This is a genomic window from Inquilinus sp. YAF38 (assembly GCF_052113205.1).
Lineage (GTDB): Bacteria > Pseudomonadota > Alphaproteobacteria > DSM-16000 > Inquilinaceae > Inquilinus.
On the sequence record NZ_JBFRCU010000058.1, the window covers coordinates 13,514 to 26,328 of the forward strand.

11 protein-coding genes are annotated in these 12,815 nt (G+C 67.6%); all 11 read left to right on the plus strand.

Going from position 1 to position 12,815, the window contains the following annotated elements; all coding sequences use genetic code 11:
• The first annotated feature begins 7 nt into the window (after positions 1-7).
• The 11 genes from nuoG to AB4Z01_RS23205 all read left to right on the plus strand — a co-directional run bounded on the left by nuoG (position 8) and on the right by AB4Z01_RS23205 (position 12,792).
• Positions 8-2,062 (plus strand): NADH-quinone oxidoreductase subunit NuoG, encoded by a 2,055-nt coding sequence (nuoG, locus tag AB4Z01_RS23155; RefSeq protein WP_441697985.1) that lies wholly within the window; start codon positions 8-10, stop codon positions 2,060-2,062.
• A 4-nt stretch (positions 2,063-2,066) separates the two neighbouring features.
• Positions 2,067-3,074: an NADH-quinone oxidoreductase subunit NuoH gene (gene nuoH / locus AB4Z01_RS23160; protein ID WP_441697987.1), complete on the plus strand. Its 1,008-nt coding sequence runs from the start codon at positions 2,067-2,069 to the stop codon at positions 3,072-3,074.
• 12 nt (positions 3,075-3,086) lie between these two features.
• Positions 3,087-3,575, plus strand: coding sequence for an NADH-quinone oxidoreductase subunit NuoI (nuoI, locus tag AB4Z01_RS23165; protein WP_429229724.1), 489 nt, complete (start codon positions 3,087-3,089; stop codon positions 3,573-3,575).
• Between the two features lie 108 nt (positions 3,576-3,683).
• Positions 3,684-4,283 (plus strand): NADH-quinone oxidoreductase subunit J, encoded by a 600-nt coding sequence (locus AB4Z01_RS23170; protein WP_441697988.1) that lies wholly within the window; start codon positions 3,684-3,686, stop codon positions 4,281-4,283.
• Between the two features lie 4 nt (positions 4,284-4,287).
• Positions 4,288-4,596 carry an NADH-quinone oxidoreductase subunit NuoK gene (gene nuoK / locus AB4Z01_RS23175; protein WP_034832270.1) on the plus strand — a complete coding sequence of 103 codons (309 nt, stop codon included), beginning with the start codon at positions 4,288-4,290 and terminating at the stop codon, positions 4,594-4,596.
• A 10-nt stretch (positions 4,597-4,606) separates the two neighbouring features.
• Positions 4,607-6,553: an NADH-quinone oxidoreductase subunit L gene (gene nuoL, locus AB4Z01_RS23180; protein ID WP_441697990.1), complete on the plus strand. Its 1,947-nt coding sequence runs from the start codon at positions 4,607-4,609 to the stop codon at positions 6,551-6,553.
• Between the two features lie 9 nt (positions 6,554-6,562).
• Entirely contained in the window at positions 6,563-8,083 is a 1,521-nt protein-coding gene (locus tag AB4Z01_RS23185; protein ID WP_441697992.1) for an NADH-quinone oxidoreductase subunit M, read from the plus strand.
• Between the two features lie 21 nt (positions 8,084-8,104).
• The gene (gene nuoN, locus AB4Z01_RS23190; protein ID WP_441698043.1) at positions 8,105-9,568 is read left to right on the plus strand and encodes an NADH-quinone oxidoreductase subunit NuoN; all 1,464 of its coding nucleotides are present in this window, start codon (positions 8,105-8,107) and stop codon (positions 9,566-9,568) included.
• On the plus strand, positions 9,568-10,326 hold the full coding sequence (locus AB4Z01_RS23195; RefSeq protein WP_441697994.1) for a biotin--[acetyl-CoA-carboxylase] ligase: 759 nt from the start codon (positions 9,568-9,570) through the stop codon (positions 10,324-10,326). Before nuoN ends, AB4Z01_RS23195 begins: the two co-directional genes overlap by 1 nt.
• 1 nt (position 10,327) lies before the next feature.
• The gene (locus AB4Z01_RS23200) at positions 10,328-11,113 is read left to right on the plus strand and encodes a type III pantothenate kinase (RefSeq protein ID WP_441697996.1); all 786 of its coding nucleotides are present in this window, start codon (positions 10,328-10,330) and stop codon (positions 11,111-11,113) included.
• On the plus strand, positions 11,110-12,792 hold the full coding sequence (locus AB4Z01_RS23205; protein WP_441697998.1) for a ribonuclease J: 1,683 nt from the start codon (positions 11,110-11,112) through the stop codon (positions 12,790-12,792). The genes AB4Z01_RS23200 and AB4Z01_RS23205 overlap by 4 nt, the downstream gene beginning before the upstream one ends.
• Positions 12,793-12,815: the final 23 nt, after the last annotated feature.

The window sequence follows — 12,815 nt, forward strand, 5'->3', positions numbered from 1 at the left end:
GGCACCGATGCCCAAGCTGACGATTGACGGGGTCGAGATCGAGGTCGAGCCGGGCACATCGGTGCTGCAGGCCTGCGAGCGCCTCGGCATCGAGGTGCCGCGCTTCTGCTTCCACGACAAGCTTTCGGTGCCGGCCAACTGCCGCATGTGCCTGGTCGAGATGGAGAAGGCGCCGAAGCCGATCGCGTCCTGCGCGATGCCGGCCGGCGACGGCATGGTGATCCGGACGAACACCGATGTCGTGCGCGACGCGCGCCGCGGCATCATGGAGTTCCTGCTGATCAACCATCCGCTCGACTGCCCGATCTGCGACCAGGGCGGCGAGTGCGACCTGCAGGACCAGGCCGTGGCCTACGGCTTCGACCGCGGCCGCTACACCGAAGGCAAGCGCGCGGTCACCGACAAGTATCTCGGGCCGCTGATCGAGACCTTCATGACCCGGTGCATCCAGTGCACCCGCTGCATCCGCTTCATCGACGAGATCGCCGGTGTGCCGGTGCTCGGCGGCGTGAACCGCGGCGAGCACATGGAGATCACCACCTATGTCGAGCAGGCGATCGCGTCCGAACTGTCGGGCAACCTGGTCGATGTCTGCCCGGTCGGGGCGCTGACCTCCAAGCCCTACGCCTTCAGCGCCCGGCCGTGGGAGCTGCGCAAGACCGAGACGGTCGACGTGCTCGACGCCATCGGCTCGAACATCCGCATCGACGCCCGCGGCGGCGAGGTGATGCGCGTGCTGCCGCGGCTGAACGAGGACGTCAACGAGGAGTGGATCAACGACAAGACCCGCTACGCGATCGACGGGCTGAAGCGCCGCCGCATCGACCGGCCCTATGTCCGGCGTGACGGCAAGCTGCAGCCGGCCAGCTGGGCCGAGGCGTTCCAGGCCATCGCCGGGAAGGCCAAGGGGCTGGACGGCAAGCGCATGGCGGCGATCGCCGGCGACACCGTCGACGCCGAGGCCATGGTCGCGCTGAAGGACCTGATGACCGCCTTCGGCTCGCCGAACCTCGACTGCCGCCAGGACGGGGCGAAGCTGCCGGCCGGGCCGCGCGGCGCCTATCTGTTCAACAGCGGCATCGCCGGGATCGAGCAGGCCGACGTCATCCTGCTGGTCGGCACCAACCCGCGCTCCGAGGCGGCGATCGTCAACGCCCGCATCCGCAAGCGCTGGCTGAAGAACGGCCTGACCGTCGGTGTGGTCGGCCCGGCTGTCGACCTGACCTACCGCACCCGCCATCTCGGCGCCGGGCCGGAGACGCTGGCGGCGATCGCCGACGGCACCGACGGCTTCGCCGAGGTGCTGCGCAACGCCAAGGCGCCGCTGCTGATCGTGGGGCAGGGCGCCCTGACCCGTGAGGACGGTGCCCAGGTGCTGGCCGCCTGCCGCCGGATCGCCGAGATCTTCGGCCTGGTCCGCGACGACTGGAACGGCTTCAACGTGCTGCACACCGCGGCGGCGCGGGTCGGCGGGCTCGATCTCGGCTTCGTGCCGGGCCTGGGCGGCCACGACGTCGCCGGCATCCTCGACGGCGCGACCAAGGGCGAGATCGACTTCGTCTGGCTGCTGGCGGCCGACGAGATCGACACCGGCCGGCTGGGCAGCGCCTTCGTGGTCTATCAGGGCCATCACGGCGACCGTGGCGCCCACCGCGCCGACGTGATCCTGCCGGGGGCCGCCTACACCGAGAAGAACGCCACCTACGTCAACACCGAAGGCCGCGTGCAGCAGGCCCGCATGGCGGTGTTCCCGCCGGGCGAGGCGCGCGAGGACTGGAAGATCCTGCGCGCCGCCAGCGACGTCCTGGGCCAAAAGCTGCCCTATGACAGCCTGCGCGAGGTGCGCCAGCGCCTGGTCGCGGTGAACCCGGTCTTCGGGGCGCCGGACACCCGGGCGGCGGGCGAGTGGGGGGCCTTCGGCGCCGAGGGCGCGATGGGCTCGGCGCCCTTTGTCTCGGCGGTCGAGAACTTCTACATGACGGACCCGATCACCCGCGCCTCGGAGACGATGGCGCAGTGCATCGACGAAATCCTGGGCCAGCACAAAGCGGCGGCGGAGTAGGGCGATGGGTTTCTGGAGCGGATACGCCTGGCCGATGGTTCTCGTCGTCCTTCAGATCATCGCGATCATCCTGCCGCTGATCGTCGCGGTGGCCTACCTGACCTATGCCGAGCGCAAGGTGATGGCGGCGATGCAGCTGCGCCAGGGGCCGATGGTGGTCGGCCCGTTCGGCCTGCTGCAGCCGATCGCCGACGGCCTCAAGCTGCTGAGCAAGGAGACGATCATCCCGTCCGGCGCCAACCGGATGCTGTTCATCCTGGCGCCGATGATCACCTTTTTCCTCAGCCTCGTGGCCTGGGCGGTGATTCCGTTCGACGACGGCTGGGTGCTGGCCGACATCAATGTCGGCGTCTTGTACCTGTTCGCGATCTCGTCGCTCGGCGTCTACGGCATCATCATCGCCGGCTGGTCGTCGAACTCGAAATACGCCTTCCTCGGCGGCCTGCGCTCCGCGGCGCAGATGGTGTCCTACGAAGTCTCGATCGGCTTCGTCATCATCACCGTGCTGCTCTGCGTCGGCTCGCTCAACATCTCCGACATCGTCAGGGCGCAGCAGACCATCTGGTTCGCGGTCCCGCTGTTCCCGATGTTCGTGATCTTCTTCATCTCGGCGCTGGCCGAGACCAACCGGGCGCCCTTCGACCTGCCCGAGGGCGAATCCGAGATCACCGGCGGCTTCATGGTCGAATACTCGTCCATGACCTATGCGCTGTTCTTCCTCGGCGAATACGCCAACATGATCCTGATGAGCGGGATGACGACGATCCTGTTCCTCGGCGGCTGGCTGCCGCCCTTCGGCTTCGCGCCGTTCACCTGGATCCCCGGCGTGATCTGGTTCGTGGCGAAGATCCTGTTCTGCCTGTTCGTGTTCATCTGGGTCCGGGCGACGCTGCCGCGCTTCCGGTACGACCAGCTGATGCGGCTGGGCTGGAAGGTGTTCCTGCCGTTCTCGCTGGCCTGGGTGGTGATCACCGCCGGCGTGCTGACCGCCTTCGGCTGGCTGCCGAACTGAGAGGCCGAGACCATGGCATTCATCGACCGCACCGCCCGCAGCCTGCTGCTCAAGGAAATCCTGGGCGGGCTGGCGCTGACCTTCAGCTACATGTTCAAGCAGAAGGCGACGCTGAACTACCCCTTCGAGAAGGGGCCGCTGAGCCCGCGCTTCCGCGGCGAGCACGTGCTGCGCCGCTATCCCAGCGGCGAGGAGCGGTGCATCGCCTGCAAGCTGTGCGAGGCGATCTGCCCGGCCCAGGCCATCACCATCGAGGCCGAGCCGCGCGCGGACGGCAGCCGCCGCACCACGCGCTACGACATCGACATGACCAAGTGCATCTATTGCGGCCTGTGCCAGGAGGCCTGCCCGGTGGATGCGATCGTCGAGGGACCGAACTTCGAGTTCGCCACCGAGACGCGCGAGGAGCTTTTCTACAACAAGGAAAAGCTGCTGCAGAACGGGGACCGCTGGGAAGCGCAGATCGCCGCGAACATTGCGATCGACGCGCCGTACCGGTAAGACCCGCCTCGCCGGGGGATTCGGCCGGCTCCCACAGGGGAGCGGCGCCGAGGGGAAGAGCAACCGTGACCTCGAGCGTCCGCAGGGGACGACAGGGAGCACCGTGAGATGATCATCCAGGCCTTGGCCTTCTATCTGTTCGCCGCGATCACCGTGGCTTCCGCCGTGATGGTGATCTCGGCCCGCAACTCGGTGCATTCGGTGCTGTTCCTGATCCTCGCCTTCTTCAACGCGGCGGCGCTGTTCGTGCTGATCGGGGCGGAGTTCCTGGCGATGATCCTGGTCGTCGTCTATGTCGGCGCGGTCGCGGTGCTGTTCCTGTTCGTCGTGATGATGCTGGACATCAACTTCGCCGAGCTGCGGGCCGGCTTCCTGCGCTACATGCCGGTCGGCGCGCTGATCGGCGTGGTGCTGCTGGTCGAGCTGTTCCTGCTGTACGGCTCGGTCGGCGGCCCCTCGATCCTGTCCGCGGGGGCGGCGAAGGCGGGCCCGACCAACACGGCGGCGCTGGGCCAGCTGATCTACACGCAGTACGCCTTTCCGTTCCAGGCCGCGGGCCTCGTCCTGCTGGTCGCGATGATCGGGGCGATCGTGCTGACCCACCGCCACCGCGCCGGCGTCCGCCGCCAGGTGATCTCAAATCAGCTCGCGCGCCGCCGCGAGGAGGTGATGGTGATCAAGAAGATCGGCACCGGGGAAGGGGCCTGACACGATGACGATCGGACTCGGGCACTACCTCGTCCTCGCGGCGATCCTGTTCACGCTCGGCATCTTCGGCGTGTTCCTGAACCGCAAGAACGTCATCGTCATCCTGATGTCCGTCGAGCTCATGCTGCTCGCCGTCAACATCAACCTCGTCGCCTTCTCGGTCGCGCTCGGCGACCTGGTGGGACAGGTGTTCGCGCTGTTCGTGCTGACCGTCGCCGCCGCCGAGGCGGCGATCGGCCTCGCGATCCTCGTCGTCTACTTCCGCAACCGCGGCTCGATCGCGGTTGAGGACATCAACATGATGAAGGGCTGAGGCGCCCCCGATGGACATAGCAGCAATCTTCCTGCCGCTGGCCGGCTTCCTGATCGCAGGACTGTTCGGCCGCCTCATCGGCGACCGCGCCTCGATGGCCGTGACGACGCTGGCCGTCTGCGTCGCCGCCGTCATCTCCTGGTGGCTGTTCTTCGACGTCGCCATCGACGGCAACGTCCGCACCCATTCGCTGTTCCTGTGGATCAGCAGCGGCACCTTCGTCGCCGATTGGGCGCTGAAGTTCGACACGCTGACCGCCGTGATGCTGATCGTGGTCAACACCGTCTCCGCGATGGTGCACGTCTACTCGATCGGCTACATGTCGCACGACCATTCGAAGCCGCGCTTCTTCGCCTATCTGAGCCTGTTCACCTTCGCCATGCTGATGCTGGTGACGGCGGACAACCTGGTGCAGCTGTTCTTCGGCTGGGAGGGCGTCGGCCTGGCGTCCTACCTGCTGATCGGCTTCTGGCACGAGAAGGAGAGCGCCCGCGCCGCCGCGGTAAAGGCGTTCCTGGTCAACCGCGTCGGCGACTTCGGCTTCGCCCTGGGCATCTTCGCCGTCTACAAGATCTTCGGCACGGTGCGGTACGAGGAGATCTTCGCCGCCGCGCCGCATCTGGTCGATGCCCGGATCAACTTCCTCGGCATGGACCTGCCGGCCCTGACCACCGCCTGCCTGCTGCTGTTCGTCGGCGCCATGGGCAAGTCGGCCCAGCTCGGCCTGCACACCTGGCTGCCGGACGCGATGGAAGGCCCGACCCCGGTCTCGGCCCTGATCCATGCCGCCACCATGGTCACCGCCGGCGTGTTCATGCTGGCGCGCATGTCGCCGCTGTTCGAATACGCCCCGGATGCGCTGGCCGTGGTCTGCGTCGTCGGCGCGCTGACCGCCTTCGTCGCCGCGACAATCGGCCTGACCCAGTTCGACATCAAGCGGGTCATCGCCTATTCGACCATGAGCCAGCTCGGCTACATGTTCTTCGCCATCGGCGTCTCGGCCTATCAGGCGGCGATCTTCCACCTGCTGACCCACGCCTTCTTCAAGGCGCTGCTGTTCCTCGGTGCCGGCTCGGTGATCCATGCCATGGGCGGCGAGCAGGACATGCGCAAGATGGGCGGCATCTGGAGGCTGATCCCCTGGACCTACGCCCTGATGTGGATCGGCAGCCTGGCGCTGGCCGGCATCGGCATCCCCGGCGTGTTCGGCTTCGCCGGCTTCTACTCCAAGGACATGATCCTCGAGGCGTCCTGGGCCGCCCACACCAATGTCGGCGCCTTCGCCTATTGGCTCGGTATCCTGGCCGCGGTGATGACCGCCTTCTACAGCGGCCGCCTCCTGTTCCTGACCTTCCACGGCAAGCCGCGTGCCGACCACCACACCATGGACCATGCCCATGAATCCCCGCCGGTGATGCTGGTGCCGCTGCTGATCCTCGGCACTGGCGCGGTGCTGGCCGGCCTGATCGGCTACGACGTCTTCGTCGGCGAGGGGCGCGAGCACTTCTGGCGCGAGGCGATCCTGGTGCTGCCCGCCCAGGACAGCATCGAGGCGGCGCACCATGTCGCCCTGTGGGTCAAGCTGCTGCCGCTGGTTGCCGGGCTGGTCGGGCTCGCCGCCTCCTGGGTGTTCTACATCCAGTCGCCGGGTCTGCCGGGCGCGGTGGTGCGGGCGTTCAGGCCGGTCCACCAGCTGTTCTTCCGCAAGTGGTACTTCGACGAGATCTACGACGCGCTGTTCGTCAAGCCGGCCTTCGTCATCGGCCGGGCCCTGTGGAAGGGCGGCGACGGGGCGATCATCGACCGGCTCGGGCCGGACGGCGTCGCGGCCACCTCGATCGGCATCGCCCGTCGGGCCAGCCGGCTCGAGAGCGGATATGTCTACCACTATGCCTTCGTCATGGTGATCGGCGTGGTCGCGCTGGTCTCCTGGTATGTCTTCGGCGGCCGGATCTGAGAGTGACCCATGGGTAATTGGCCGATCCTCTCGCTCGCCACCTTCCTGCCGCTGGTCGGGGCCGCGCTGATCCTGCTGCTGGCCCGGGGCAGCGACGCCGCCGTGGCCGCCACCTCCCGCTGGGTGGCGCTGTGGACCACGCTCGTCACCTTCGCCCTCTCGGTCGCCATCTGGCTCGGCTTCGACCCCTCCGCGGTCGGCTTCCAGATGGAAGAGAAGGTGGCGTGGTTCCCGGACCTCAACATCGCCTATCACATGGGCGTCGACGGCATCTCGGTGCTGTTCGTCGTCCTCTCGGCCTTCCTGATGCCGATCTGCATCCTCGCCAGCTGGGAGAGCATCCACAGCCGGGTGAAGGAGTACATGGTCTCGTTCCTGATCCTCGAGACCATGATGATCGGCATGTTCTGCGCGCTCGACTACGTGCTGTTCTACGTCTTCTTCGAGGGCGTGCTGATCCCGATGTTCGTGATCATCGGCATCTGGGGCTCGGGCCCGCGCCGCATCTACGCCGCCTTCAAGCTGTTCCTGTTCACGCTGCTCGGCTCGGTGCTGATGCTGGTGGCGCTGCTGGCCATGTATGTCCAGGCCGGCACCACCGACATCCCAACCCTGCTGGCGACCGATTTCGGCTACGACATGCAGGTCTGGCTGTGGCTGGCCATGTTCGCCTCCTTCGCCGTGAAGGTGCCGATGTGGCCGGTCCACACCTGGCTGCCGGACGCCCATGTGGAAGCGCCCACCGCGGGCTCGGTGATCCTGGCCGGCGTGCTGCTGAAGATGGGCGGCTACGGCTTCCTGCGCTTCTCGATTCCGATGCTGCCGGAAGCGACGGCGCTGCTGACGCCGCTGGTCTACGGCCTGTCGATCGTCGCGGTCATCTACACCTCCCTGGTCGCCCTGGCGCAGGAGGACATGAAGAAGATGATCGCCTATTCCTCGATCGCGCATATGGGCTTCGTCACCGCCGGCATGTTCTCGCTGACCCAGCAGGGCGTGGAAGGCTCGATCTTCCAGATGCTCAGCCACGGCGTGGTCTCGTCGGCGCTGTTCCTCTGCGTCGGCGTGGTCTATGACCGGCTGCACACCCGCGAGATCGCGCGCTACGGCGGCCTGGCCAACAACATGCCGAAATACGCCGTGTTCTTCATGATCATGCTGCTCGGCTCGGTCGGCCTGCCGGCCACTTCGGGCTTCGTCGGCGAGTTCCTGATCCTGACCGGGCTGTTCCAGGTGAACACCTGGGTCGCGACCCTGACCGCGACCGGCCTGGTGCTGGGCGCCACCTATATGCTGCTGCTGTACCGCAAGGTCATCTTCGGCGAGATCACCCGCGAGGATGTGCGGAAGATGACCGACCTGAGCCCGCGCGAGATCGTGCTCTTCGTGCCGCTGGCCCTGGTGGTGCTGTGGATGGGCATCTACCCGTCCAGCTTCCTGAACGTGATGTCGGTCTCGGTCGACCATCTCATCACCCAATACCACGCCGATCTCGGCCGCGCCGACGCGGTCGCGTTGGCCGTCCGCTGAGCCGGGGATCCGATCGCCATGGTGTCTTTTCCCGATCTGATGCCGGCCCTGCCGGAGATCTTCCTGGCCTGCGCCGGCATGGCGCTGCTGCTGATCGGTGTCTTCCTGGGCGAGAAGTCGACCCGGATCGTCGCCTCGCTGGCGGTGATGTCCTTCATCATCGCCGGCGCCCTGCTGGTGATGGGGCCCGGCGGCCGGACGGTGACCTTCAACGGCATGTTCGTGGCCGACCATTTCGCCGTCTTCATGAAGATCCTGGTGCTGATCGGTTCGGCGCTCACCCTGATCCTGTCGCTCGACTACCTCGAGCATGAGGGCATGTCGCGCTTCGAGTTTCCGGTGCTGTTCGTGCTGGCAACCGTCGGCATGCTGCTGATGATCAGCGCCAACAACCTGATCTCGCTCTATCTCGGCCTCGAGCTGCAGAGCCTCTCGCTCTACGTCGTCGCCGCCTTCAACCGGGATTCGGAGCGGTCGAGCGAAGCCGGGCTGAAGTATTTCGTGCTCGGCGCGCTGTCGTCGGGCCTGCTGCTGTACGGTGTCTCGCTGGTCTACGGCTTCCTCGGCACCACCAGCTTCGACGTGCTGGCCCAGGCCCTGTCCGGCCAGGCCACCTCGGGCGTCGTGGTCGGTGGCAGCTCGATGGGCGTGATCATCGGCCTGGTCTTCATCTGCGCCGCCTTGGCCTTCAAGGTCTCGGCCGTGCCGTTCCACATGTGGACGCCGGACGTCTACGAAGGCGCGCCGACGCCGGTCACCGCCTTCTTCGCGGTGGCGCCGAAGGTGGCGGCCATGGCGCTGTTCGTCCGCGTGCTGGTCGAGCCCTTCGGCCATCTCACCAGCCAGTGGCAGCAGATCATCGTCGTCGCCTCGGCCCTGTCGATGATCCTCGGCTCCTTCGCCGCGATCGCGCAGACCAACATCAAGCGGCTGATGGCCTATTCCTCGATCGGCCATGTCGGCTTCGCGCTGCTCGGCCTTGCCGCCGGCACCCAGCAGGGCATCACCGGCGTGATCGTCTACATGGCGATCTACGTGCCGATGAGCCTCGGCGCCTTCGCCGTGATCCTGTCGATGCGGATCGACGGCAAGCAGGTCGAGGGCATCCAGGACCTCGCCGGCCTCGGCAAGTCCAGCCCCGGCCTGGCCTTCGCCCTGGTGGTGATGATGTTCTCGATGGCCGGCATCCCGCCGCTGGCCGGCTTCTTCGCCAAGCTCTACGTGTTCAAGGCGGTGATCGAGCAGGGCTTCATCGTGCTCGCGGTGATCGGCGTGCTGGCCAGCGTGGTGTCGGCGGTCTACTACCTGAAGATCATCAGGGTGATGTATTTCGACGAGCCGAAGGTCGCCTTCGACAAGGCGGAAGGCGCGGCCATCCCGGCGATCCTCGCCATCTCGACCCTGTTCATCGTCGTGTTCTGGCTGCTGCCGGCGCCGCTGACCGGGGCAGCCCAGGCGGCCGCGGCCAGCCTGTTCGGGGGCTGATGCCCGACTTCCCGCTCCCAGTCACACTGCCACCAGGCTGGCGGCTCGACGCAAGGGACAGCGTCGGCAGCACCAATGACGAGGCACGGGCGCTCGCCGCGGCGGGCGCCCCGCATGGCACCATCGTCTCGGCCCGGCGGCAGGACGCGGCCCGCGGCCGGCGCGGCCGTGCCTGGTCCGCGCCGGAAGGCAACCTCTACTGCTCGGCGATCCTGCGGCCGCAGGTGCCGTTCAGCCGGGCCGGGGAACTGACCTTCGTGGTCGGCATCGCCGTGGCCGACGCGGTGGCCGGCTTCGGGCTCGAGCCGAAGCTGAAATGGCCGAACGACGTGCAGATCGCCGGCGACAAGATGTGCGGCATCCTGCTGGAGGCCGCGGTCGCCCCGGACAAGACCGTCGACTGGATCGTCGCCGGCATCGGGGTGAACGTCGCCCATCACCCCGCGTTGGCCGACTACAACGCCACCAGCTTGAATGCCGCGGGCGCCAGGGACGCAACCGTCGAGGCGGTGCTGGAACGCCTGGTCGCGGCGCTGGACCGGCGCCTGGCGGAGTGGCAGGGAGGGGGCTTCGACGCCACCCGGGCGGCCTGGCTGGAGCGCGCCGTCGGCCTCGGCGCCCGCATCAAGGTGCGGCTGGAGACCGAGACGCTGGAGGGCGTGTTCGAGCATATCGACCCCAGCGGCGCTCTGATCTTGCGCACCGACACCGGCCGGCACAGCATCACCGCAGGCGACGTCTTCTTCGGGAGGGGCTGAGATGCTTCTCGCCATCGATGCGGGCAACACCAACATCGTCTTCGCGGTGTTCGACGGGGCGCAGCAGAAGGGCCAGTGGCGGATCGCCACCGACAGCCGCCGCACCTCCGACGAATACGCGGTCTGGCTGGTCTCGCTGATGGCGATGCGGGGCTTGCGCCCGGTCGACGTCACCCGCTCGATCCTGTCCAGCGTGGTGCCGGCCGCCACCTTCAACCTGGCCAAGCTGTGCCGCGACCATTTCGGCACCGACCCGATGCGGGTCGGAGATCCGGACGTTCAGCTCGGCATCAAGAACCTGCTGCGCAACCCGCGCGAGGCCGGCGCCGACCGCCTGGTCAACGCCGTCTCCGCCGGCGCCGCCTATGCCAAGCCGCTGATCGTGGTCGATATCGGCACCGGCACCACCTTCGACGTGATCAACGCCGATGGCGACTTCATCGGCGGCATCATCGCCCCGGGACCCCAGCTGGCGCTCGACGCGTTGCACAAGGTGGCGGCCCAGCTGCCCAAGGTCGAGATCGTGCGGCCGGAGCAGGTGATCGGCTACGGCACCATCAGCGCCATGCAATCCGGCATGTTCTGGGGTTATCTCAGCATGATCGAAGGGCTGATCACCCGCATCAAGGCCGAGCTGTCGCCGACCGGCACGCCGCCGGTGACGGTGATCACCACCGGCGGCCTCGGTAGCGTTTTCGCCCAGGCGACCCATATGATCGATCACATCGACAGCGAACTGACCCTGCGCGGACTGCGCCTCATCTACGAGCGAAACACCACCACATGAATGCATCTCCCGCGGCCGGCGCCAACGGCCCCGACGACGCCCTTTACTTCCTGCCCCTCGGCGGTGCCGGCGAGATCGGGATGAACCTGTATCTCTACGGTCATGCGGGCCACTGGCTGATGGTCGATTGCGGGGTCACCTTCGCCGATGAATCGATCCCCGGCGTCGACCTGATCGTGCCCGATCCGGTGTTCATCGAGCGGCGGCGCGACAAGCTGCTGGCGATGGTCATCACCCATGCGCATGAAGACCATATCGGCGCCATCAGCCATCTGTGGCCCGACCTGCGCTGCCCGATCTACGCCACGCCCTTCACTGCCGCGGTGCTGCGGATCAAGCTGCGCGAAACCGACTTCGCCGACCAGGTGCCGATCATCGAGGTGCCGCTGGGCGGCGATGTCGAGATCGGCCCGTTCGGCGTCGGCTTCATCACCATGACCCATTCGGTGCCGGAGCCGAACGCCCTGGTGATCCGCACCAAGCACGGCAACGTCATCCACACCGGCGACTGGAAGCTGGACCCGGCGCCGCAGATCGGCGACGTGACCGACGAGGCCAAGCTGCGCCAGCTCGGCGACGAGGGCGTGGTCGCGGTGATGGGCGACAGCACCAACGCCCTCAACCCCGGCCGTTCCGGGTCGGAGGAGGAGGTGCGCATCGGGCTGGCCGAGGTGATCGCGGCCCAGCGCAACCGCGTCGTCGTCACCTGCTTCTCCTCCAACGTCGCGCGCATCCACAGCGTGGCGCTGGCGGCGCGGCAGGCCGGGCGGCAATGCGCCCTGGTCGGCCGGTCGCTGTGGAAGATCATGGAGGCGGCGCAGGCCACCGGCTACATGAACGACCTGCCGGAGCCCTTCGTGCGCGAGGACCAGGTCGGCTACATCCCGCGTGACAAGATCGTGCTGATCTGCACCGGCAGCCAGGGCGAGGCGCGGTCGGCCCTGTCCCGCATCGCCGGCGACAGCCACCCGCACATCACGCTGGAGGCCGGCGACACGGTAGTGTTCTCGGCCCGCGAGATCCCAGGTAACGAGAAGGCGATCGGCCGGGTGCAGAACGCGCTGGTGGGGCAGGGCGTCGTCCTGATCACGCCGGATGACGCCATGGTGCACTGCTCCGGCCATCCGGCGCGGGACGAGCTGACCACCCTCTACCAATGGCTGAAGCCGCAGGCGGTGGTGCCGGTGCATGGCGAGGAGCGGCACATGCGCGCCCATGCGGCGCTGGCCGAGGCCGGGCAGGTGAAGCAGACCCTGATCCCGCGCAACGGTGCCCTGATCCGCCTGGCGCCGGGACCGCTGGAGATCGTCGACAATGTCGAGCACGGCCGGCTGGCGCTGGATGGGCACCATCTGGTGCCGATCGGCGGCGAGGCGATCCGCGACCGCCAGCGCATCATCCACAACGGCGCCGCGGTGGTGACCCTGGTGCTCGACCGCGACGGCCGGCTGGCCGCCGACCCGAGGGTGGCGCTGCTCGGCATCGAGGACGCCGAGGACCAGGCCGACAGCGAGGCCGAGTTGGCGGACGAGGTTCGTTCGGCGATCGGATCCCTGCCGCGGGCCCAGCGCAATGACGACACCGCGATCACCGAGGCGGCGCGGGTGACGGTCCGGCGCACGATCCGCAGTTGGCACGGCAAGAAGCCGGTGACCGAGGTGCATCTGGTCCGGCTGTGAGGGGCGGGCCGGGTTGACTCCGG

Excerpts from the sequence above, each read along its gene's own strand:
- nuoG (WP_441697985.1), top strand. The coding sequence starts at position 8 with ATGCCCAAGCTGACGATTGACGGGGTCGAGATCGAGGTCGAGCCGGGC.
- nuoH (WP_441697987.1), top strand. The coding sequence starts at position 2,067 with ATGGGTTTCTGGAGCGGATACGCCTGGCCGATGGTTCTCGTCGTCCTT.
- nuoI (WP_429229724.1), top strand. The coding sequence starts at position 3,087 with ATGGCATTCATCGACCGCACCGCCCGCAGCCTGCTGCTCAAGGAAATC.
- AB4Z01_RS23170 (WP_441697988.1), top strand. The coding sequence starts at position 3,684 with ATGATCATCCAGGCCTTGGCCTTCTATCTGTTCGCCGCGATCACCGTG.
- nuoK (WP_034832270.1), top strand. The coding sequence starts at position 4,288 with ATGACGATCGGACTCGGGCACTACCTCGTCCTCGCGGCGATCCTGTTC.
- nuoL (WP_441697990.1), top strand. The coding sequence starts at position 4,607 with ATGGACATAGCAGCAATCTTCCTGCCGCTGGCCGGCTTCCTGATCGCA.
- AB4Z01_RS23185 (WP_441697992.1), top strand. The coding sequence starts at position 6,563 with ATGGGTAATTGGCCGATCCTCTCGCTCGCCACCTTCCTGCCGCTGGTC.
- AB4Z01_RS23195 (WP_441697994.1), top strand. The coding sequence starts at position 9,568 with ATGCCCGACTTCCCGCTCCCAGTCACACTGCCACCAGGCTGGCGGCTC.
- AB4Z01_RS23200 (WP_441697996.1), top strand. The coding sequence starts at position 10,328 with ATGCTTCTCGCCATCGATGCGGGCAACACCAACATCGTCTTCGCGGTG.
- AB4Z01_RS23205 (WP_441697998.1), top strand. The coding sequence starts at position 11,110 with ATGAATGCATCTCCCGCGGCCGGCGCCAACGGCCCCGACGACGCCCTT.